The organism is Pseudoxanthomonas sp. JBR18, from assembly GCF_028198165.1.
In the GTDB taxonomy this organism is placed as follows: Bacteria; Pseudomonadota; Gammaproteobacteria; order Xanthomonadales; family Xanthomonadaceae; genus Pseudoxanthomonas_A.
This window is the reverse complement of record NZ_CP116339.1, coordinates 3098687-3120555: the sequence shown is the minus strand read 5'-3', so window position 1 is coordinate 3120555 and position 21869 is coordinate 3098687. Positions and strand designations below refer to the sequence as shown.

Sequence of the window (21869 nt, the reverse complement as noted above, 5' to 3'; positions counted from 1 at the left end):
TGGGTGATGGAAGACGCGCAGTGCTACTGGCCGATGTGCTCCTTCAGCCAGGCATTGACCGTGTCGTGCCACAGGATCGAGTTCTGCGGGTTGAGCACCCAGTGGTTCTCATCGGGGAAGTACAGGAACTTGGACTCGATGCCCTTGCGCTGGGCCGCGGTGAACGCCGCCAGGCCTTGCTCGACCGGGATGCGGAAATCCTGCTGACCGTGGATCACCAGGATCGGCACGCGCCAGTTCTTGACGAAGTTGATCGGGTTGAACTTCTCGTAACCTTCCGGGTTTTCCCACGGTGTGCCGCCGTTCTCCCACTCGGAGAACCACAGCTCCTCGGTGGCATAGCCCATCATGCGGTTGTCGAACACGCCGTCATGGTCCACCAGGCACTTCCACGGCTGGCTCCAGTTGCCGGCGATCCAGTAGGTCATATAGCCGCCGTAACTGGCGCCCAGCGCGCAGGCCTTGTCGCCGTTGAGGAAGGCGTATTGCTGCTGCGCGGCCGCCCAACCCTTCTGCAGATCCTCCAGCGGGCGGTCGCCCCAATGCTGGCTGATCGCGTCGGTGAAGGCCTGGCCGTAGCCGGTGGACCCGTGGAAGTCGATCATCACCACCGCGTAGCCCTGGCCGGCGTAGGTCTGCGGATTCCAGCGGTAGCTCCAGCTGTTGCCGAAGCTGCCCTGCGGGCCACCGTGGATGAGGAAGGCCACCGGATAGGTCTTGCCCTCCTGGTAGTTCCACGGCTTGACCACGTAGCCGTGGACGGTCTCGTTGTTCCAGCCCTTGAAGGTGAACTGCTCGGCCTCGCCGAACTTCACCTCGGGCAGCATTTCACCCGCACTCTGGGTGATCGCACGCATCGCGCTGACGCCCGGGCTGTTGTTCTCCTTCGCCAACGGCGCGGTGAACAGCTGGTTGCCGGTCTGCAGCGAGTTGGTCATCACCGCCAGCGTGCCGCCCTGGATATCGAACTCGGCAACGGTGTTGCCGCCGACCATCTGCGACACCCCGCCGGTGGCGATGTCCACTTCGAACAACGGATGCTGGCCCAGTTCCTGCGCGGGCACGTAGAGCGTCTTGCCGTCGGCCGAGACCTGCAGGCCATCGGCCGAGCGGTCCCATTTCGGCGCGATCTCGCGCGTCTTGCCGGTAGCCAGGTTCATGGCCATCAGGCCAAAGCGATCGGCCTCGAAGCCAGGGCGCTTCATCGCGCGGTAGTACAGCGTCTTGCCGTCGGCGCTGAACACCGGGCCTGCATCCCAGGCCTTGTTGGCCACGGTCAGGTCCTTGGGCGCCGCACGGCCGCTGGCGTCGAGCTGGTACAGGTCGAAGTTGGTCGACCACGGTTCCTCGCGCCCGGCCACGCGGATGCTGGCCACCACCGACTTGCCGTCCGGCGACCAGGCGACATCATCCATGCCGCCGAACGGCTTGGACGGCGCGTCACCGTCCAGCGTGGCGCTGATGGCCGAGGCGCCCACCACCGGCTTGGCATCGGCCGCCGGCAGCGGCGCAACGAACAACGTGTTGCGGCGGCCATCGTTCCAGGTGTCCCAGTGACGCACGAACAGGTGGTCGAAGACCTTCCCCGTGGTCTTGGACTGCTTGGCGTCCTCCAGCTTCTGCTTGGTGCAGCCCAGGTCCGAGCCGCAGTCCTGAAACACGCCGGCGCTGAAGACGACGCGGTCGCCCTGCGGAGAGAGCTTGTAGCCGTCCACGTCCACCGCGAAATCGGTCACCTGGCGTGGTGCACCGCCGGTGGCCGGCATCGCGTAGAGCTGCTGGCTGCCGGACTTGGACGAGAGGAAATACAGCGTCTGGCCATCGGGCGAGAACGCTGGCGAATTCACGTTCCAGCCTTGCGGGGTGATCTGCTTGGGCGGTGCCAGATCACGCGTGCGCAGGTCGCGCAGATACAGCGCGGTGCTGGCCTTGGTCACCTCCTGATTCATCACCCGCTTGGCGAACACCACGCGTCCCCCATCGGGCGAGAGCACCGGCGAGGAGACGCGGTCCAGCTTGACCATGTCGTGCACGTCGAAACCACGTTCGGCGGCAGCGGCCGGCAGCGCGGCGATCAAGGCGAGGGACAATAAAGCGGGACGTAGCGTCATGGCGCGAACTCCGGAAACTGCGAAAAGTGACCGATGGTAGGCCGCCATGACCGGTCCAGGCAAAGCGGGCGCGGCCATCGGTGCGTCATGTCCAGCCCAGCAGGATCCGTTGGACAAGCACGGTCAGGTCGACAGGAGACCTCGTGTCGACATGGATCAATTGCCCGATCCCCAGCGGGCGGTCGTATTCGGCCAGAGCCTGGGCGTCGAGTGTTCGCAGCGGATGCGCGGCATGATGGCCGATGCTGGCCGCTCGTTCGCCAAATCGCCTGGCGGCCTCGGCCAGCCCACAGTCGCAATGGACCTCGACGACCCGAGCGTCCAACGCAGCGATCCGGTCGCGCTCATACTCGCTGTGCGGCCGGAAATTGGCCTCCAGCACCGCCGCTGGCGCGCACTGGGCGAGCATCCACAACAGCTCCATGGACGCACCGCCCAGTTTGCGCGACGCCTGCAGGTCCCCGTCGTCGGCGCCCAAGGCATCTGTGAGTGTCTCCTTGATGAAGTCCTTGGAGAACAACGGCAGTCCCAGACGCTGCGCGAGCGGAACCGCCAGAGTGGTCTTGCCGGACCCCGGGGCGCCCGAGACAAGCACGATCCTGCGGGTGACCGTAGACGTGGACGTGGGGTTCATGCGTTTGGCGAACGGAGGCATTGCGAGGCTGGGCTAGGACCTCGCTACAAGCGGAACAGGGCCACATCGGGGCGGGACTGGTCCGTCACACTACGCCGCCTGCTCGCCCTTCTTGCCGGTGCGATACAGCAGCCAGCCGACCAGGAACAGGACGGCCAGGCCGACCCATTGATTGAGCTGGAACAGCTCGGGCAACGCCAGCACGTCCGCACGCGCCGAGACCACGATCGGCACGGCGATGGCGATACCCATCAGCGCCTCGCCGGTGATCAGGCCGGCGGCGAACAGCACGCCCGGGCGATGCACGCGATCGCGCGCCTCTTCGTCGTCGGCACGCACCTTGTGGAAGCGCTCGACCAGATGCGCGATCAGTCCACCCAGGAAGATCGGCACCATCAGTTCCAGCGGCAGGTAGATGCCGATGGCGGCGGCCAGCACCGGGACGCGGAAGCGCTTGCCGGTTTTCTTGAGCCACTCATCGATGGCGATGACGATCGCGCCAACCACCGCACCCAGCGCGATCATCGTCCACGGCAGCTGGCCGCCGAACAGCCCACGCGCGACCGAGGCCATCAGGTTGGCCTGCGGCGCTGCCAGCGCGTTGGGATGCTCCGGCGTCGGCGCGCCAATGCCGTAGGCCTGCGAAAGCAGGCTCAGCACGGGCGCCATGATCAGCGCGCACGAGAACGCACCGATGCCCAGCATCAGCTGCTGCTTCCACGGCGTGGCGCCGACCAGATAGCCCGCCTTGAGATCCTGCAGGTTGTCACCGCCCACCGCCGCTGCGCAGCACACCACCGCGCCGATCATGATCGCGGCCACCGCGCCGAGCGGCGCGCCGCCGCTGCCCACCGGGGTCAGCCCGCTCTTGCCCATCAATAGCGCCAGCACGACCGAGGCGAACAGGATGGTGGAGATGGTGATGCCCGAGACCGGGTTGTTGGACGAGCCGATCAGACCAGCCAGGTAACCGGACACCGACACGAACAGGAAGCCGGCCACGACCATGATGATCGCCATCGGAATCGACACGTGCCACTGGCCGACGATGGCCTGGTACAGGCCCAGCAGCGGCAGGGTGAACACCACGGTGGCCACCAGCATCCACTTCATCGGCAGGTCGCGCTCGGTCTCGGCAAGGGCGGCGCTGCCTGCGCTGCTGCGCGCAGCGGCAAAGCCGCTCTTGATGCCACCCAGCAGCGACTTGCGCAGCGAGAACAGCGTCCAGATGCCGCCGATCAGCATCGCACCCACGCCGAGGTAGCGGATCTTGGCGCTCCAGATGGCGTATGCGGCATCTGCCGAGCCAGCGCCTGCGATGGACTGTACCAGCGCCGGATCACTGCCGCCGAAGAACGCCTGGTACAGCGGGATGGCGATGTGCCAGGACAGGATGGACCCGGACACCACCACGATGCCGACGTTGAGCCCGACGATATAGCCCACGCCCAGCAGGGCCGGCGACAGGTTGGTGCCGATGAAGGCGGTCAGCTTCGAACTGCCCACATAGGCCGACTGCAGCCAGGTATCGGGGATGACGCGCAGGCCGCTGGCGGCGGCCAGCTTGACCAGGGCCCCGATCGCGCCGGACAGGGCCAGGATCTTCAGCCCCGGCCCCGGGTTTTCACCGGCCTTGAGCACCTCGGCGGCGGCCTTGCCTTCGGGGAACGGCAGCGGTTCTTCGACGATCATCGAGCGCCGCAGCGGTACCGAGAACAGCACGCCCAGCAAGCCGCCCAGGCCGGCGATGCCCAGCACCCACCAGTATTTGAAGTCCGGCCAGTAGCCCATGATCACCAGCGCCGGGATGGTGAAGATCACCCCCGCGGCAATCGACGAACCCGCCGAAGCCCCGGTCTGGACGATGTTGTTTTCCAGAATGGTGCCGCCGCCCAACAGGCGCAGCACGCCCATCGACACGACCGCCGCCGGGATGGCCGTGGCGATGGTCAACCCGGCAAACAGGCCCAGGTAGGCATTGGCCGCTGACAGCACCACGGCCAGGACGACCGCCAGGACGACGGCACGAAAGGTGAGCTGGCGCGGTGGCGCGGCTTGGCTCATTGGGTTCACCCCTGATGGCAAAAAATCCGCCCAACGCTAGCGTCTGGGGGGTGGCAAGTCCAGCTAAGCCGTCGCGCGCGCGACGGCGACGTCCGATTCGGCAGGCGGGCGTCCTCTGCCAGGCACGGTGCCTGCGCAGACTTGCAGACACCGCGCGTGCGGGCCTCTCGGCCGCAGCGCGGGTGCGGGCGACTCAGGCCAGCACTTCAGAGAATGCGCGATCGGCCTGGACCACCTCGGGCAGCGCTTCGAAGAGCTGGTCCAGGTCGATCCCTTCCATCAGCGGGCCTTCGACCGCTTCGCGCGCCGCCTCGCCAGCGCCGCCGAAGCGCTCGATCGCATCGGCGATGCGCGCCGCCTGCGCGACCAGCAGCGCCATCTGGTCTCCTTCGGGAGCCTGGCGCGGCTTGGCCTGGTAGGCAATCGCGTCCTGGATGATCTGCGGCAACAGCCAGCGTCTGGCCAGTTCGGCGCCGACTTCCGGATAGCCGAAGCCGAGCTGCAGGGTTTCATCGGCGGCATGCGCGGCCGACGAAACCGTGGTGCGCAGGCGGCTGGCATATTCCGGCGCCCCGGTCTGGATCAGCAACTCGCCCAGGTTGTGCATCATTCCGCAAGTGAAGGCGGTGTCCGGATCGACCCCGCGCTGGCGGGCCAGGAGGCGGCAGATGCTGGCAACCTCGAAACTGTGCCGCCAGAACTGCTTCAGGTCGAAGGCCGCGTTGGTGCGGAACGCGCCGGTCATGGCCGAGGCCAGAACCAACGTGCGCAGTGTGTTGAAGCCCACGCGCATCGCCGCGTCGTCGATGCTGGTCGAGTCGCGCGTCCCATGGAACCGCACCGAATTGGCCAGCCGCAGGACCTTGGCCGCGATGACCGGATCGCGCTCGATGTTGCGCGCCAGGCTGTCGATATGGGTCTTGGGATCATCGAACTGCAGGATCAGCTCCTGCGCCACTTTCGGAATCGTCGGCAGCTCGTGCAGCTTGTCGAACAGCGTCTCCAGCTTCATGCATCCCTCCACGTGAATAGGCCTGCGCCTGGGTCGGACCGAGCGCCCCATGGACCGCGCCGTCAGGCGAGCGACTCAAGCCCTAGGTCACCGGTCGCGCCGACATTAGAGCGCCGCAGCATGACCGGCAATCGGGGCAAACCCGCGCGCCCCCATGCCCCCTCCGACACCCGCCGACCACGGGCACATCATGCCACCAGGACCTCGCAGCGCATCACGAACCCCAACACGCCTGGCCACCTGTCCTTTCCGTCATGGTCCGCCGCAGGCGGGTCTGACGGCCATCAGGTTTCAGCGCGCTGGCGAATGGGTCGCACGAAACACGGTGACCGCATGTGCGCGGTGCCGGTGATCTCAGCCGTCGCTTACCGGATGCGCACACCATCAAAGCTCGAAGTCGAAAAAACAAAACGCCGGTTGCTGGAAGGCAACCGGCGCTTGTGCAAGCAGGCAACGTCCCTGCGCGTGCAGGTCAGACGCTGCTCAGAACGGGATATCGTCGTCGGCGAAATCGTCCATCGGCGCCGGCTGCTGGGCGGGCGCCTGGCGACGTGGCTGCTGCTGTCCGCCACCGTAGCTGTCGCCACCGCCGCCGCGCTGTCCACCGCCACCACCGCCGTATTCCTGGCGCGGGGCGCGCTGGGGACGATCGCCACCGCCCATGCCGCCGCCACCTTCGCCGCGGCCGCCGAGCATCTGCATCTCGTTGGCGACGATGTCGGTGCTGTACTTCTCCACGCCGTCCTGGCCGGTGTACTTGTCGTAGCGCAGCTCGCCTTCCACATAGACCTGCGAACCCTTGCGCAGGTACTCGCCGGCGATCTCGCCGAGCTTGCCGAAGAACACCACACGGTGCCACTCGGTGCGCTCCTGCTTGTTGCCTTCACGGTCGTTGCGCACGCTGGTCGTCGCCAGGCTGATGCGGGTGACCGCCATGCCGCTCTGCGTGTACTTGGTGTCCGGGTCATTGCCCAGGTTGCCCACCAGGATGACCTTGTTGATGCCGCGTGCCATAGAAAATCCGTCCGTCAGGTCCGCCCGCCGATCGCAGGCAACAACATTCGATTATAGCCCGCCGGTCCCGTCCATCGGCACCCGCCGCGGCCGCGGGTCAGGCAATCCTGACCGGAAAAGCGCCCCTTGAACCTATAATTGCGATTCTTCCTGAACACCCCGGTCCGCATGTCCGCCGTCCCGCTCCCCCGCTCCGCGCTGGGACTCCCCCAGATCCAATCCCTGGCCGCCCCGGACATGGCCGCCATCGATGACCTGATCCGCCGTCGCCTGGCCTCGGATGTGGTCCTGATCAACCAGATCGCCGACCACATCATCTCCGCGGGGGGCAAGCGCCTGCGGCCGATGCTGGTCGCCCTGGCCGGCCGCGCCTGCGGGGCCGAGGCCACTGCCGAGCATCACCAGCTGGCCGCGATCGTCGAGTTCATCCACACCTCGACCCTGCTCCACGACGATGTGGTGGACGAATCGGACCTGCGTCGCGGCCGCAGCACGGCCAATGCACTGTGGGGCAACGCGCCCAGCGTGCTGGTCGGCGATTTCCTGTATTCGCGCAGCTTCCAGCTGATGGTCGAGCTGGACCGCATGGCGGTCATGCGGATCCTGGCCGACACCACCAACCGCATCGCCGAAGGCGAGGTGCTGCAGCTGCTGCACGTGCACAACCCGGACACCGACGAGGCCGCCTACCTGCGCGTGATCGAGCGCAAGACCGCGGTGCTGTTCGCCGCCGGCACCCGGCTCGGGGCACTGGCCTCCGGCGCGGACGAGGCCACCCAGCAGCGCCTGTACGACTACGGCATGCAGTTGGGATATGCCTTCCAGATCGCCGACGATGTGCTGGATTACACCGCCAATGCCGAGGCGCTGGGCAAGAACCTGGGCGATGACCTGGCGGAAGGCAAGGCCACCCTGCCCCTGATTCACGCCATCGCCCACTCCGAGGCGGCCACACAGGCGCGGCTGCGCCAGATCGTGGCCGATGGCGACACCACGGCCATGCCCGAGGTCCTGGCCTCCATCCAGGCCACCGGCGGCATCGCCTACAGCCAGCGCCGCGCGGCCGAGTACGCGCAGGCCGCCGAAGAGGCGCTGGACGGGCTGGCGGACAATGACGCCGTCGCCGCGCTGCGCGGCCTGGCCCGCTACGCGGTCGAACGCCAGCACTGAGGCTGGCGCCGCCACCGGTCTAGTGCTGGTGGAAGACCTCGTCGAAGAAGTCGCCCATCATCCGGTAGGCACGTCGCGCCGCACGCGGATCGTACTTGCAGCCTGGCGCATCCGCGCCGGGAATGGCGAAGCAGTGCACTGCGCCGCTGAAATCCACGAACTGCCAGTCCGCGCCGGCCGCGTCCATTTCCTTGCGGAAATCGCTGATGACCTGGGGCGGCATGGTTGGATCGTCGGCGCCGTTGAGGACCAGCAGCGGCGTACGCGCCGAGCCGGGCGCGGCGGGCGTGCTGCCCGGCTCCAGTCCACCGTGCAGGGTGACCACGCCGGCCAACCGATCGCCGCCACGCACCAGTTCCAGCACGGTGGTGCCGCCGAAGCAGAAGCCGAAGGCGCCGATCCGGGACACGTCCAGTGGCGCGCTGCCGGCCTGCGCCTTCAGCACCGAAACGGCTTCTCGCACCCGGGCGCGCAGCGCGGGTCGGTCGGCCTTCAGGCCTCCGGCCAGCTTGCCGGCCTCCTGCGTGTTGGCCGGCCGCACCCCCGTGCCATACACGTCGGCCAGCAGCACCACATAGTCCTTGCCTGCCACCTGACCGGCGATCTTCACCGCACCATCGGTCACGCCCATCCAGTCCGGGACCATCACCAGGCCCGGGCGCTGCGCCGGCCCCGCATCGTCATAGACCAGATAGCCGGAAAACCCCTGATTGCCGACCTTCCACTGCACCGGCTTCACCACCTCGCGCGCCAGCGCTGGCAGCGCACAAGCCAGCAGGATGCCGGCCCATACCACCCTGGAAAAGACGCGCATGCCCACACCTCGCCATCCGCCGAAGAAGGCCGAGTGTAGGCGCGCCGCGCGTGTCACGGCGCGAAGGTAGGTGCAATGGAAAAGGCCGCGCACGTGGCGCGGCCTTTTCTTGGGAAGCGACGGCTCCGGCGCTTATGGGCGGCGCGCCAGTGCTTCCACGTCCTTGGCCTTGGGCAGCAGGTCCTGCTTGCTCACCGCCAAGAAGCCCAGGGTCAGCAGCGGGCAGGCAAGGAAGATCGAGGACAGGGTGCCCAGCACCGCGCCGATCATCTGGGTCAGGGCCAGGCCCTGCAGCGAACCGCCGCCGTACAGGTACAGCGCCAGCACCGACAGGAAGAACACCAGCGAGGTGATGATGGTGCGCGAGAGGGTCTGGTTGATCGAGCGGTTCATGACCTCCAGCGGCGGCAGACGCAGCGCGCGGAAGTTCTCACGCACGCGATCGAACACCACGATGGTGTCGTTGATCGAAAAGCCCATCACCGACAGCAGGCCGGCCAGTACGGTCAGGTCGAACTCGCGCCCGCTCAGCGAGAAGTACGCCGCGGTCACCAGCACGTCGAACAACGTGGTGACGGTGGCCACCACCGCGAACTTCCACTCGAAGCGAAAGCCGATGTAGATCAGGAAACCCACCAGCACGAACACCGCCGCATAGATGCCGTTCTTGGTCAGGTCCTTGCCCACCTGCGGACCGACGAACTCGTTGCGCAGCAGCGTGGCCTGGTTGTCCGAGGAGGAGATCGCGGCGATCACTTCGCGCGCGGTGCGGGTGTTGGCCTCGCCGGTGGAGGCACCGGCCGCATTGGCGGCGTCCTCGTCACGCGGCTGCAGGCGCACCAGCAGATCGCTGCCACTGCCGAAGCTCTGCACCTGGGCGCCTTCGTAACCGGCGGCCTGCAGGCGCTGGCGCACACTTTCCACGTCGGCCGGCTTGTCCAGGCGGACTTCGACCACGGTACCGCCGGTGAAGTCCAGCGCATAGTTGAAGCCCTTGGTGGCCATTAGCGTGATGGAGGCGACCAGCAACGCCAGGGTGATCGTCACCGTCACCCGGCGCAGCCGCATGAAGTTGATGTTGGTGTCGTTGGGAATCAGGTGCAGCGGGAAAAGTGCCATGGTGTCTTGCTCTTCATTGAACAGCCCGCGCGCCGCGCGGACTCCTGCGAAGGATTCGCGTACCGCTTAGATGGCCGGGGCCTTGAGCTTGGCGCGGCCGCCGTAGATCAGCACCGCCAGCGCGCGCGAGACGGTGATGGCGGTGAACATCGAGGCCAGGATGCCGATGATCATCGTCACCGCGAAGCCGCGCAGGGACCCGGTGCCGAAGGCATACAGCGCCACGCCGGCGATGATGCCGGTGAGGTTGGCGTCCAGGATGGTGCCGCCGGCGCGCTCGTAGCCGGCCGCGATGGCCGACCGTGCCGGCACGCCAGCCCGCAGTTCTTCGCGGATACGCTCGTTGATCAGGACGTTGGCATCCACGGATAGACCGATGGACAGCGCCAGGCCGGCGAAGCCCGGCAGGGTCATGGTCGCGCCGAACAAGGACATCACCGCCACCACGATCACCAGGTTGAACAGCAGCGCCACCGAGGTGATCGCGCCGAACATGCGGTAGTAGATGCCGAAGAACACCAGGGTGAACAGGAAGGCGTAGACCACCGCGGTCACGCCGCGCTGCACGTTCTCCGCACCCAGGCTGGGGCCAACCACGCGCTCCTCGGCGAAATCCATCGGCGCGGCCAGCGAACCGGCGCGCAGCAGCTTGGCCAGGTTGTCGGCCTCGTCCTTGGTCAGGCCGGTGGTCTGGAAGTTCTTGCCGAACACGCCCTGGATGGTCGAGGGCGCCAGCGCCTCCTCGCTCACCTTGACGCTGCGCACTTCCTTGCCATCGACCATGGTCACTTGCGGCACGCGCTCGATGTAGACCACCGCCATGCGCTTGCCGACGTTCTGACTGGTGAAGTCGAACATGCGCTGGCCGGCGACGTTGTTCAGGGTGATGTCCACCGCCGGCAGGCCGTTCTGGTCCACGTTGACCGTGGCCCCCACCATCTGGTCGCCTGAAGCCAGCACGCGCTTGTTCAGCAGCACCGGCGCACCGGTGTCGCGCTGGGTGTAGAGCTTGGCTTCCGGCGGCACGTTGCCGGTGCGCTGGGCTTCGAACGCATCGCCGTCGACGACCGCGCGGAATTCGATGGTCGCCGTGGCGCCGATCAGGCGCTTGGCCTCGGCGGTGTCCTGCACGCCCGGCAGCTGGACCACGATGCGGTCGTCGCCCTGCTGCTGGATGATCGGCTCGGACACGCCCAGCTCGTTGACGCGGTTGCGCAAGGTGGTGATGTTCTGCTGGATGGCCGCGCCTGAGATCTGCGCCAGTTCGCTCTCGGGCACGCGGATGGTCACCCGGTTGCCGTCCACGTCAAAGTTGAGCGGCGAGGTGCCAACCAGCGTGCCACTGGCGCTGCCGGTGGACAGGGTCAGGGCCTGCGCGAGTTTGGTGCGGGCCGCATCGGCGTTCTGGTCGCCCGCCAGGGTGACCACAATGCTGTTGTCGGGCTGACGCTGCACCGACTCGTAATGGATCTTGGCGTCACGCAAGGTAACCCGCGCATCCTCGGCGAAAGCGTCCAGGCGCTTGTCCAGCGCGGCCTTCTGGTCCACCTGCAGGGTGAAGTGGACGCCGCCCTGCAGGTCCAGGCCGCGCACCATGGGCTTGGCGCCCAAGTTGGACAGCCAGTCCGGCACGGTGGAGGCCAGGTTCAGGGCCACGGTGTAGTCCTGGCCCAGCGATTCCCGCAGTGCGTCGTTGGCCTTGGTCTGCGCCTCGGCGCTGGACAGGCGCACCAGCAGGTCTCCATCACGGGTCTCCAGCTGCTTGGGAGTGACCTGGGCACCCTTCAGCGCGGCCTCGACCTTGGCCTTCAAGGCATCGTCGATGGTCGCGCCATGGCTGGCGGTGATCTGCACGGACGGATCCTGCGGGTAGATGTTGGGCAGCGCGTACAGCGCACTGACCGCCAGCACGACCAGGATCAGGACATATTTCCAGCGAGGAAACTCAAGCATTGCTTAGCACCCGCGCACCTGCATCCCCAGGCGCGCACTACGTGATGGGACCGGACGTCTGCGGCATTGCAGTCGCCGGGCCAGGGATGAAACAAAAAGACGGACCGCCAGGGCGGTCCGTCGATTGGCACGATCCGTCAGACGGCGGACTTCAGCGTGCCCTTGGGCAGGACGTTGCCGACCGCGCCCTTCTGCACGCGGACCTTGACCCCATCGGCCACCTCGACGGTGACGAAGTTGTCGCCGATCTCGGCCACGAACCCGGCGATGCCGCCGGAGGTGATGACCTCATCGCCACGCGAGAGCTTGTCCAGCAGGGCCTTGTGCTCCTTCTGGCGCTTCATCTGCGGGCGGATCATCACGAAGTACATCACCGCGATCAGGACGACCGGGAAGATCAGCATGGACAGGCCACCGCCCTGCGGGGCGGGCGCGCCGGCCGCCTGGGCGTGCGCGGCGGGAATGATCAAATCGAGCAGATTCATGTATCTGGGTCCATTGTTGGGCCGAAAGCAGCCGCGGATTATGCCATGGGGCCACGGCGGGCGTGACTGGGGCCGCGCATCGGGTCGAAACCGTCAACTTCCCCCTTCCTGGCCGATTCCGACCACATTGCGCGGAAAAGGTTCCGCTCCCTGCCCTCTGCCGGCCCGCTAGTCCGGCGGCGTTGCGCCGCGCGCGGCGTAGAAATCCGCCCGGAACGCCTGGAACCGCCCCTGCTCGATCGCCACGCGCATCTGCGCCATCAGCGCCTGGTAGTACCAGAGGTTGTGCAGGGTGCCGAGCATGGGCCCAAGCATCTCGTTGCAGCGGTCCAGGTGGCGCAGGTAGCTGCGGGTGAAGCCGTTGCGGCAGGCGTAGCAGCCACAGCCCGGCTCGATCACCTCCAGGTCGCGCTCGTACTTGCTGTTGCGGATGCGCACGGTGCCGAAGCCGGTGAAGTAATGACCGTTGCGCGCGTTGCGGGTCGGCATGACGCAATCGAACATGTCCACCCCACGCGCGACGCCCTCGACCAGGTCTTCCGGCCGGCCCACGCCCATCAGATAGCGCGGTTTGTCGGTGGGCAGCTGCGGGTGCAGGTGCTCGAGCATGGCGTTGCGCTCGGCTTCGGTCTCGCCCACCGCCAGCCCGCCGATGGCATAACCGTCGAAGCCGATGTCTTGCAGACCCTGCGCCGATTGCGCGCGCAGGTCGGTGTGCACCCCGCCCTGAACGATGCCGAACAGCGCCGCGTCATTGCCCAGCGCATTGTGCGCATCGCGCGAGCGCTGCGCCCAGCGCAGGCTCAGCTCCATGGACTTGTGGACCACGCGCTTGTCCACCGGCTTGCCATCCACGGTCACCGGCGGGCACTCGTCGAAGATCATCACGATGTCCGAGTCGAGCACGTGCTGGATCTTCATGCTCTCCTCCGGGCCCAGGAACACCTTGGCGCCATCGGTCGGCGAGGCGAAGGTCACGCCGGCCTCGGTGATCTTGCGGCGATGGGCCAGCGAGAACACCTGGAAGCCGCCCGAGTCGGTCAGGATCGGCTTGTCCCAGCGGGCGAAGCCGTGCAGGCCGCTGTGCTGGCCGATGACCTCCAGGCCTGGGCGCAAGTACAGGTGGAAGGTATTGCCCAGGATGATCTCCGCACCCAGCTCGGCGATGTGCTCGGGCAGGATGCCCTTGACCGACCCATAGGTCCCCACCGGCATGAAGGCCGGGGTCTGGACGGTGCCGCGGGGGAAGGTCAACTGGCCTCGGCGGGCGTCACCATCGGTGGTTTTGAGCTGGAACTGGAGTCGGGACATGGACGGCGGGATCGGAAATAGCGGGCCATTGTCCTGAATCGGCGCTTCCAGGCCCAGCCCGTAGATGCTTCCGCCCGCCACGCAACACCACCGCCAAAATGCCGTCGCGCGCTCGGCACGGCGCTTGCATCTGCCATGACCGCGACGTTTGGCCAGCAGAATCAAAGCGTTGCCGTCCTGCATCCGCCCGGTGCAAAGGCGACATTCCCCTTTACAAGCAGCAGCGGCGGTCAGTACGCGATGAACTCAGCCCGACCCCTCCAACCGGCGACGACGCCCTGGACCGACGCTCAAGCCCGGGACGCCTCTACCGATCCGGTCTACGTCACCCAGCCTTACCTGCCTCCGCTGGAGGAGTTTCTGCCCTATCTCCAGGACATCTGGGAGCGCAAGGTGCTGACCAACAACGGTCCCTGCCACCAGGAACTGGAATGGCAACTCTGCCAATACCTTGGCGTCGAGCACATTTCGCTCTTCGCCAACGGCACCCTGGCCCTGGTGACGGCCCTGCAGGCCCTGCGCATCACCGGCGAAGTGATCACCACGCCCTACAGCTTCGTGGCGACCTCCCATGCCCTGCTGTGGAATGGCATCAAGCCGGTCTTCGTCGACATCGAGCCGGAGACGCTGAACCTGGACCCGGCCAAGATCGAGGCCGCCATCACCCCGCAGACCACCGCGATTTTGCCGGTCCACTGCTATGGGCGGCGCTGCGCGGTGGACGCCATCGAATCGATCGCTGACAACTACGGCCTGAAGGTCATCTATGACGCCGCCCATGCCTTCGGCGTCAAAGACGACGGTGGCGGCATCGTGCGGCATGGCGACCTGTCGGTGCTCAGCTTCCACGCCACCAAGGTCTTCAACACCTTCGAAGGCGGCGCGATCATCAGTCCGGATGCGCGCACCAAGCGCCGTATCGACCACCTGAAGAACTTCGGGTTCGTCGACGAGACCACCGTGGTCGCGCCCGGCATCAACGGCAAGATGAGCGAGATCAACGCCGCCTTCGGGCTGCTGCAGTTGCAGCACATCGACAAGGCGCTGGCCCGGCGCGAGCAGATCGACACCTTGTATCGCCGACTGCTGCAGGACGTGCCAGGGATCACCCTGCCCCCGCGGCGGCAGTACGGTTCGAACTTCGCCTACTTCCCGGTCCTGGTGGGACCCGGCTATCCGATCGAGCGCGACGACCTGTATGCGGTGCTGCGGGAGCACCAGATCTATGCGCGGCGCTACTTCCATCCACTGATCTCCCAGTTCCCGATGTATCGCGGCCTGCCCGGCACCCAGCCGGAGAACCTGCCGGTGGCGACCGCTGCAGCGCGCGAAATCCTCTGCCTTCCCATCTACCCGGCGCTGGAAGACGCCACCATCGAGCGGATCGTCAGCATCGTCGCCCACGCCGGCAGGCACACAACCGTAGGGCGGTGAGGGGTGCAAGACGCTGTCGCCACCCGCTACGTGGTCTTCTCGGGCGCCAACGAGCGCGCGCTCATCGCGATCTGCCGGTCCTTCGCGGCGCGCCGCGTGCCGTGCGCGATCGTGGCTCGTCCCGGCGAGGACCCGATGCGCCTGACCAAATATCGGACGTGGATCGCGACCACGCGCGGTTCCGACGCACTGGACCTGGACGACATGCTGGCATGCGTCGCTCAACTCGTCGCGCGCCATCCCGGACAGTCACTGACCTTCCTGCCGACAGCCGAATCCATCAATCGCCTGGTCCTGGAGCACCGTGACCGCTTCGAGCAGGCAGGTCTTCGCGTGCGTCTGGTCGATGCGGATCTGTACGTGGCAGTTTCGGACAAGGCACGCCTGTTGGCGCTGGCGGAAGGCTTCGGTCTTCCCGCCCCCCCTTCCTTGGAAGCCCCGACCCCGCAGACGCTTCCACTGGTGGCCAAGCCCAAGACCGAGTTCGCGCCGGATGGGCGCAAGCTCTATCCGGAACTGATCTTCGACACGGCGGCGCTCCAGGCCTTCCAACGCAACGCCGATCCCGCGCTCTACTTCTTCCAGACCTATCTCGAAGGCGCCAGCTATTACTACCTGGCACATTTTGCAGCGGACGGCACGGCCACGTTTGCCTACCAACGCAACCTGCTGCAGCAGGCCAACGGCAAGTCGATCATCGCCGCAGAGCTGTGCACATGCCCGGACCTGGAAACCCGCGAAAAGCTCACGGCGTTATTCCGCAGCGTGAACTATCGGGGTTACGCCATGATCGAAACGATGGAGATCGACGGTCGTCACTACCTGATCGAGGTCAACCCTCGCTTCTGGGGACCATGGAGCCTGGCGGAACGGGCCGGTTTCAAGCCCGAAGCCTTTGCGGGCACCTGCGCGCCCCTGCCGCCAGGGCGACAGGGCGCGGGCTATCTGTGGATGGGAGGCTGGCTCATGGACTGGGGACGCCGCCGCCGGGTGCGGGTGTATCCGGCCGCACGCGCGCTTTCCTGGCCACGACGTCTAGGACTGCTCGCGCAGGAGCTCTATCTCCGGCGCGACACGTTCCGATTGTTCCTCAACGAGGCGCGGACCGCCATCAAGCTGCGCTTGGCCAACGCGCACTCTCTTTCATGACCCTTTCATCGGACTCTGCCATGCCCGACGCGATGCAAGCCACGCTACTCGATGCCTTCGAGAAAACGCGAAGCGGGAGCAAGCATGCCTGCTACCAGGAAATTCCAGCGCCGCTGCTGCCTTATCTGGCCAACACGTCCCTGCCCACGTTGCGCCGGTACGAGCGCGCGCGGCTGGACTATGTCCTGCAACGGATCGAGGTCAAGGACCGCAGCGTGCTGGACATCGGGTGCAACAGCGGCTTCTTCCTGATGGAGATGCTGCAGGCTGGCGCCCGCCACGCAACCGGCTATGAGGGCAGCAAGGACCACGTCCAATTCCTGGAGGCCGCGCGTGCGGCGCTCGGGCTGGAGGCGCGCCTGACAGTGAACGGCCGCTACTTCGACTTCACGCAGGACCGCGGACACCACGACATCGCCCTGCTCCTCAATGTGCTTCATCACGTCGGCGACGATTACGGCGACCCCGACCTGTCGGTCCAGGGCGCGCGCGCGCAGATCATCCACAGCCTCATCGGCATGCGTGAGCGTTGCAACACGCTGGTGTTCCAGCTTGGTTTCAACTGGAAGGGCGACCGCCACGCCGGTCTGTTCGAGCACGGCACGATTGAGGAGATGGTGGCCTTCATCACTGACGGCGTGCGTGGCGTGTGGAAGGTCCGGCATGTGGGGGTGGCAGAGCAGGCACAGGAGCCAGACGACATCGTCTACCGCGACCTTTGCCCGGCCAACGCGCATCGCAAGGATGCGCTTGGCGAGTTCCTCAACCGCCCCCTTTTCGTCCTGGCTTGATCCTTCGCACCGTCGCCTCTGGAGTTTTTCGTGACTCTGCACCCTGCATCCCCCCAATCCACCGCTCCCGACGCGCCTGCTTCCCAGAGCATGCGGGTCACCGTCGCCATTCCCGCCTACAAGGCCAAGTACCTGGGCGCGGCACTCGAAAGCGCGTTGAAGCAGGAATTCGATCAGTTCGAAATCCTGGTGTGCGATGACAGCCCTGGCGAGGAGGTCGCGGCGATCGTCGCTGAGCACCAGGAACGGCACCCGTCCGTGCCGCTGCGTTACTACCGCAATGCGGCTTCGCTGGGCGAAGAAGGCAACGTCGGCGAATGCATCCGACGGGCCAGCGGGCACTACATCAAATTCCTCTACGACGATGATGTACTGCTTCCCGGATGCTTGAAGAGTCTCGCCGAGGTGCTGGACGCGCACCCCGATGTCGCCCTGGCAACCTCACGCCGGAACAGGATAGACGAGGCCGGAGACCCGATACGCGACAGCGGTGCGACCCTCTCGCCGTTCCAATTCGACGTCCTGGTGGAAGGTGGCGACCTGGTGTCGCTCCTGGGTGATCACACGCTCAATTTCATTGGCGAGCCCAGCGCGGTGATGGTGCGGCGCGCGCATATCCTGCCGCTGGCCGGCAAGCAGTTCTCGCTGGGCGGCAACAAGGTCAAATGGCTCGGCGACCTGACGATGAACGTCAACCTGTTGCGGAAGGGTTCTTTGGCTTACCTGGTCAAGCCGCTGTCGAGTTTCCGCGTCTCGCGCGAACAGACGAGTCATGCCAGCCATCTCAATCCCGACATCGGCAACGATTGGTACTTGTACTTCAAGCACATGATCCGTGCGCTCGGCTGGTATCGAGACCAAGACAATCATCTTGTCCGAGTCGCTCGCCTCGACGCACCCACGCAGGTTGAGACCATTGATCTGGGACAGCGCATCAAACGTATGATCGCTGGGCGTCTGCCATTCGACCGGCTCGAGCAGTGGTTGTCTTTGCGAAGGCCCACTGCATCGCAAGCGCGGCAGATCGCCTTGCGGCAGGACCAGCTCGGGGCGGCGACCGTGTCGATCGTTATTTGCGGAGGCCAGGACGGCCCGTCCTTGGCACGTACGCTGAGAAGTCTTGAGAACCTCAGTGCTGGATTCTTGCCACGTAGGATCTTCGTCCTTGACGGCGCATTGCCGCCTCCCGGCACAACGCTGACGCAGCTGCATCTTGCGGAAAAGTCGGGACAAGAAAGCGAATCCTCCCTGGTCAACCGGATCATCGCCGGCGACACGTCGGATTGGTTCATGCTGGTCCAGGCGGGCGAGACCTTCACCACCGCAGGCCTGCAGATGGTGGCGCAGCACCTGATCGGCAACGACGACCTCCGGGCGATCTACGCCGACGAAATGATGCTCGGCGAAGACGGCGACCTGTCTGCGGTGTTCCGGCCCGACTTCAATCTGGACCTTTTGCTGTCCATGCCCTCCGGCATGGCGACGCACTGGCTGTTCAGGCGCGATATCTTTCTTGAGCTCGGCGGCTTTGATGCAGACGCCGCGGATGCGGCAGAGCTTGACCTGCTGCTGCGCCTGATCGACATCGGTGGCCTTGAGGGTCTTACCCATGTGCCCGAGCCCCTGCTGGTGGTGCCGCCACAGGAGATCAGATCCAGCCCATTGGTAGTGGACACCATCGGTCGGCATCTGCGCAACCGCGGCTACGAACACGCTTCGGTCGACACGCATCTTCCGGGTTGCTATCGCATCCACTACGGGCACCAGGCCACGCCTGGTGTCTCCATCATCATTCCCACGAAGAACCAGCTTGGCATGCTCCAGCGCTGCGTGGAGACGCTGCTGGAGAAGACCGCCTACAAGAATTACGAAGTGCTGATCGTGGACAACGGCAGCGACGAGGCGGATGCAGTCGCCTGGCTCGATGGCATCGCATCGCTGCAAAGCCCGCAGCTGCGCGTGCTGCGCTATCCGCATCCCTTCAACTACTCGGCCATCAACAACTTCGCCGCAAGCCAGGCGCGTGGCGAGTACTTGGTCCTGCTCAACAACGACACGGCCATCCTGCGCGAGGACTGGCTGGATGCGCTGCTCAATCATGCGCAGCGGCCGGAGGTGGGCATCGTCGGCGCCAAACTGCTCTACCCCAATGGCACCATCCAGCACGCCGGCGTGATCCTGGGGCTGCGAGGCCCGGCCGAACATCCCTTCATCGATGAGAAGCTCGACGCCCCCGGCTACATGTACCGGCTGCAGGTCGACCAGGACTACACGGCCGTCACCGGCGCGTGCCTGATGGTGCGCAAGTCGCTGTATGCGGAGGTCGGCGGGCTCGATGAAGAGGCCTTCAAGGTCTCCTACAACGACGTGGACCTGTGCCTGAAGGTCCGCAATGCCGGCTATCTGGTGGTGTGGACGCCGCATGCGCTGGTCCTGCACGAGGGCAGCGTCAGCCAGAAGCAGGTCGACCAGGCAACCCAGCAGGCCAAGTTGCAGCGGTTCCGCGAAGAACAGGACGTCATGTACGACCGCTGGCTGCCGTGGATCGCGCGCGATCCGGCCTATAACCGCAACTTGACCCTGCAGGGCCGCGGATTTGCGGTGGACGTCAACCCGCAGCACAACTGGCATCCGCTGGAGTCCTGGCGCCCGCTTCCGGTCGCCGTCGCGCTGGCGGCGGATCAGGATGGTTGTGGCCAGTACCGGATCATCCAGCCGGTGAATGCCATGAACACTTTCGGCGTGGCCGATGCCGAGTGGAGCGGGCGCTACTATTCGCCCATCGAGCTGGAGCGTCGCCAGCCGGACGTCATCGTGCTGCAGCGTCAGATGTTCGAGGACAAGATGGCGCAGCAGAAGCGCCTGGCGCGCTTCAGCCGCGCGTTCCGCGTGGCCGAACTGGACGACTATCTCCCCCTGCTGCCGCGCAAGAGCGCCCACCATGGACAGCTGCCCAAGGACGTCCTGCGCACCATGCGCGAGGCGCTGAAGTTGGTGGATCGCTTCGTGGTCTCCACGCCGGAACTGGCCGAAGCGCTGGACGGGCTGCACGGTGATATCCGCGTGGTCGAGAACCACCTGCCCCTGCCCTGGTGGCAGGACGTGCGCTCAGGCCGTCGCGAAGGCGGCAAGCCGCGCGTGGGCTGGGGCGGCGGTGCCGGGCATCGCGGCGACCTGGAACTCATCGCCGATGTGGTCCGCGCCCTGGCCGACGAGGTCGACTGGGTGTTCTTCGGCATGTGCCCGGAAAGCCTGCGGTCTTATGTGCGCGAATACCATCCGCCGGTGTCCATCGCCGATTATCCCGCCAAGCTCGCCAGCCTGGACCTGGACCTGGCCCTGGCCCCGTTGGAAGACAATCTGTTCAATCGCTGCAAGAGCAACCTGCGCCTGCTGGAGTACGGCGCCTGTGGCTTTCCGGTGGTGTGCAGCGACATCGCGCCCTACCAGGGCAACCTGCCGGTCACCCGGGTCAAGCCCAGATTCCGCGACTGGGTGGATGCGATCCAGATGCACGTCAGTGACCGGGCAGCTGCGGCAAAAGCGGGCGATGCCTTGCGGGCGGCCGTGCACCAGGACTGGATGCTGGACGAGCGACATGCCCGTTTCTGGGTTTCCCAGTGGTTGCCGGACTGATCGGGACCTGCGCGCGGCGCTCGCCAAGCGAGGCCGCGCGCCGCCAAACCCTCGGGCGCGCTGGGGCTCAGGCGCCTGGCGCGGTCCAGCCCCTCGGGAACAGCAGCATCGCATCGCCATAGGAGAAGAACCGGTAACGCTGCTCCACCGCGTGCCGGTAGGCCTGCAGGATGCGCTCCTTGCCCGAGAAGGCCGATACCAGCATCAGCAGGGTGCTTTCGGGCAGGTGGAAGTTGGTCACCAGCGCGTCGACGCTGCGGATGCGGTAGCCGGGGAAGATGAAGATGCGCGTCTCGCCGGCAAACGGCTGCAGCTCGCCATCGCGCATGGCACTCTCCAGCGCGCGCACGACCGTGGTCCCCACGGCGACCACGCGCCCCCCGGCGGCGCGGGTGCGGCGGATCTGCTGGATCAGTTCGGCCCCCACATTGAGCCATTCGCTGTGCATGCGGTGCTCGCGCACATCGTCCACGCGCATGGCCTGGAAGGTGCCGGCGCCCACATGCAGGGTGATGTGACCAAACTGCACACCCTTATCCTTCAGCGCCTCCAGCAGCGGCTGGTCGAAGTGCAGGCCGGCGGTCGGTGCAGCCACCGCGCCCAATTCGCGGGCGAACACGGTCTGGTAGCGCTCCTGGTCGTCCTGCCCCGGCGCGCGGGTGATGTAAGGCGGCAGCGGCATCTGCCCGGCCTTGATCAGCCAGCTGTCCAGGGCCTCGCCCACGTCGAAGCGCAATTCGTAGAACTCGCCTTCGCGCCCCAGCACCTCGCAGCTGCCGCCGGCATCCAGCGCAATGCGGCCGCCCGGCTTGGGCGACTTGCTCGCCCCGATCTGTGCGTGGGCGCGATTGTCCGGCAACAGGCGCTCGATGAGGATTTCCACGCGCCCGCCGGTTTCCTTCACCCCGAACAGCCGCGCCGGAATCACCCGGGTGTCGTTGAACACCAGCAGGTCGCCAGCATCGAGCTGGGCGACCAGGTCGCGCACATGCAGGTCGGCCATCGGCGCATCGCCCGGCGGGACGATCAACAGACGGCTGGCGGAACGCTCGGGCAGCGGTGCCTGGGCGATCAGCTCGGGCGGCAGGTCATAGTGGAAATCGGACTTCTTCAACGCGGGCAGTCGGTGTCGGGTCGGCTGCGTATTCTAACGGGCCGGCGCGACCGGTCCC

At 66.2% G+C, this 21869-nt stretch carries 16 protein-coding genes; 5 read left to right on the top strand and 11 right to left on the bottom strand.

Annotated elements, in window-relative coordinates; genetic code table 11:
* Positions 1-23: 23 nt before the first annotated feature.
* From PJ250_RS14050 to PJ250_RS14030, 5 genes are all read right to left on the bottom strand, one after another.
* Positions 24-2111, bottom strand: a complete 2088-nt coding sequence (locus tag PJ250_RS14050; RefSeq protein ID WP_271645198.1) for a S9 family peptidase — start codon at positions 2109-2111, stop codon at positions 24-26.
* An 85-nt stretch (positions 2112-2196) separates the two neighbouring features.
* Positions 2197-2745 (bottom strand): P-loop nucleotide/nucleoside kinase family protein, encoded by a 549-nt coding sequence (locus tag PJ250_RS14045; RefSeq protein WP_271645197.1) that lies wholly within the window; start codon positions 2743-2745, stop codon positions 2197-2199.
* Positions 2746-2835: 90 nt separating this feature from the next.
* A complete protein-coding gene (locus PJ250_RS14040) occupies positions 2836-4809 on the bottom strand; it encodes an OPT family oligopeptide transporter (protein ID WP_271645196.1) in 1974 nt (657 codons plus the stop codon).
* A 193-nt stretch (positions 4810-5002) separates the two neighbouring features.
* Positions 5003-5821, bottom strand: a complete 819-nt coding sequence (locus PJ250_RS14035; protein ID WP_271645195.1) for an HDOD domain-containing protein — start codon at positions 5819-5821, stop codon at positions 5003-5005.
* 483 nt (positions 5822-6304) lie between these two features.
* A complete protein-coding gene (locus PJ250_RS14030) occupies positions 6305-6835 on the bottom strand; it encodes a single-stranded DNA-binding protein (RefSeq protein WP_271645194.1) in 531 nt (176 codons plus the stop codon).
* Between the two features lie 168 nt (positions 6836-7003).
* Here PJ250_RS14030 and PJ250_RS14025 point away from each other — a divergent pair, with 168 nt between their 5' ends.
* Complete coding sequence (locus PJ250_RS14025; RefSeq protein WP_271648654.1) at positions 7004-8005, top strand: polyprenyl synthetase family protein; 1002 nt, start codon at positions 7004-7006, stop codon at positions 8003-8005.
* Positions 8006-8024: 19 nt separating this feature from the next.
* Here the strand turns inward: PJ250_RS14025 and PJ250_RS14020 are convergent, their stop codons facing one another.
* The 5 genes from PJ250_RS14020 to tgt form a co-directional block, all read right to left on the bottom strand.
* Positions 8025-8819, bottom strand: a complete 795-nt coding sequence (locus PJ250_RS14020; protein ID WP_271645193.1) for a dienelactone hydrolase family protein — start codon at positions 8817-8819, stop codon at positions 8025-8027.
* A 132-nt stretch (positions 8820-8951) separates the two neighbouring features.
* Positions 8952-9938: a protein translocase subunit SecF gene (secF, locus tag PJ250_RS14015; RefSeq protein ID WP_271645192.1), complete on the bottom strand. Its 987-nt coding sequence runs from the start codon at positions 9936-9938 to the stop codon at positions 8952-8954.
* A gap of 66 nt (positions 9939-10004) precedes the next feature.
* Positions 10005-11891, bottom strand: a complete 1887-nt coding sequence (gene secD / locus PJ250_RS14010) for a protein translocase subunit SecD (protein WP_271645191.1) — start codon at positions 11889-11891, stop codon at positions 10005-10007.
* A 137-nt stretch (positions 11892-12028) separates the two neighbouring features.
* Positions 12029-12376: a preprotein translocase subunit YajC gene (gene yajC / locus PJ250_RS14005; protein WP_271645190.1), complete on the bottom strand. Its 348-nt coding sequence runs from the start codon at positions 12374-12376 to the stop codon at positions 12029-12031.
* Between the two features lie 168 nt (positions 12377-12544).
* A complete protein-coding gene (gene tgt, locus PJ250_RS14000) occupies positions 12545-13687 on the bottom strand; it encodes a tRNA guanosine(34) transglycosylase Tgt (protein ID WP_271645189.1) in 1143 nt (380 codons plus the stop codon).
* Positions 13688-13822: 135 nt separating this feature from the next.
* Here tgt and PJ250_RS13995 point away from each other — a divergent pair, with 135 nt between their 5' ends.
* From PJ250_RS13995 to PJ250_RS13980, 4 genes are read left to right on the top strand one after another with little or no spacing between them, the layout of a single operon-like run.
* Positions 13823-15121 (top strand): DegT/DnrJ/EryC1/StrS family aminotransferase, encoded by a 1299-nt coding sequence (locus PJ250_RS13995; RefSeq protein ID WP_271645188.1) that lies wholly within the window; start codon positions 13823-13825, stop codon positions 15119-15121.
* 30 nt (positions 15122-15151) lie between these two features.
* On the top strand, positions 15152-16270 hold the full coding sequence (locus PJ250_RS13990; protein ID WP_271645187.1) for an ATP-grasp domain-containing protein: 1119 nt from the start codon (positions 15152-15154) through the stop codon (positions 16268-16270).
* A 20-nt stretch (positions 16271-16290) separates the two neighbouring features.
* Positions 16291-17061, top strand: a complete 771-nt coding sequence (locus PJ250_RS13985) for a class I SAM-dependent methyltransferase (protein ID WP_271645186.1) — start codon at positions 16291-16293, stop codon at positions 17059-17061.
* A gap of 30 nt (positions 17062-17091) precedes the next feature.
* Positions 17092-20697 carry a glycosyltransferase gene (locus PJ250_RS13980; protein ID WP_271645185.1) on the top strand — a complete coding sequence of 1202 codons (3606 nt, stop codon included), beginning with the start codon at positions 17092-17094 and terminating at the stop codon, positions 20695-20697.
* Positions 20698-20764: 67 nt separating this feature from the next.
* Here PJ250_RS13980 and queA read toward each other — a convergent pair whose 3' ends face one another.
* A complete protein-coding gene (queA, locus tag PJ250_RS13975; protein WP_271645184.1) occupies positions 20765-21811 on the bottom strand; it encodes a tRNA preQ1(34) S-adenosylmethionine ribosyltransferase-isomerase QueA in 1047 nt (348 codons plus the stop codon).
* Positions 21812-21869 lie beyond the last annotated feature (58 nt).

Coding starts and splice junctions, on each gene's coding strand:
- secF (WP_271645192.1), bottom strand. CDS start 9,938: ATGGCACTTTTCCCGCTGCACCTGATTCCCAACGACACCAACATCAAC.
- PJ250_RS13995 (WP_271645188.1), top strand. CDS start 13,823: ATGACCGCGACGTTTGGCCAGCAGAATCAAAGCGTTGCCGTCCTGCAT.
- PJ250_RS14035 (WP_271645195.1), bottom strand. CDS start 5,821: ATGAAGCTGGAGACGCTGTTCGACAAGCTGCACGAGCTGCCGACGATT.
- PJ250_RS14045 (WP_271645197.1), bottom strand. CDS start 2,745: ATGAACCCCACGTCCACGTCTACGGTCACCCGCAGGATCGTGCTTGTC.
- secD (WP_271645191.1), bottom strand. CDS start 11,891: ATGCTTGAGTTTCCTCGCTGGAAATATGTCCTGATCCTGGTCGTGCTG.
- PJ250_RS14050 (WP_271645198.1), bottom strand. CDS start 2,111: ATGACGCTACGTCCCGCTTTATTGTCCCTCGCCTTGATCGCCGCGCTG.
- PJ250_RS14040 (WP_271645196.1), bottom strand. CDS start 4,809: ATGAGCCAAGCCGCGCCACCGCGCCAGCTCACCTTTCGTGCCGTCGTC.
- PJ250_RS14020 (WP_271645193.1), bottom strand. CDS start 8,819: ATGCGCGTCTTTTCCAGGGTGGTATGGGCCGGCATCCTGCTGGCTTGT.
- PJ250_RS14030 (WP_271645194.1), bottom strand. CDS start 6,835: ATGGCACGCGGCATCAACAAGGTCATCCTGGTGGGCAACCTGGGCAAT.
- yajC (WP_271645190.1), bottom strand. CDS start 12,376: ATGAATCTGCTCGATTTGATCATTCCCGCCGCGCACGCCCAGGCGGCC.
- PJ250_RS14025 (WP_271648654.1), top strand. CDS start 7,004: ATGTCCGCCGTCCCGCTCCCCCGCTCCGCGCTGGGACTCCCCCAGATC.
- PJ250_RS13985 (WP_271645186.1), top strand. CDS start 16,291: ATGCCCGACGCGATGCAAGCCACGCTACTCGATGCCTTCGAGAAAACG.
- tgt (WP_271645189.1), bottom strand. CDS start 13,687: ATGTCCCGACTCCAGTTCCAGCTCAAAACCACCGATGGTGACGCCCGC.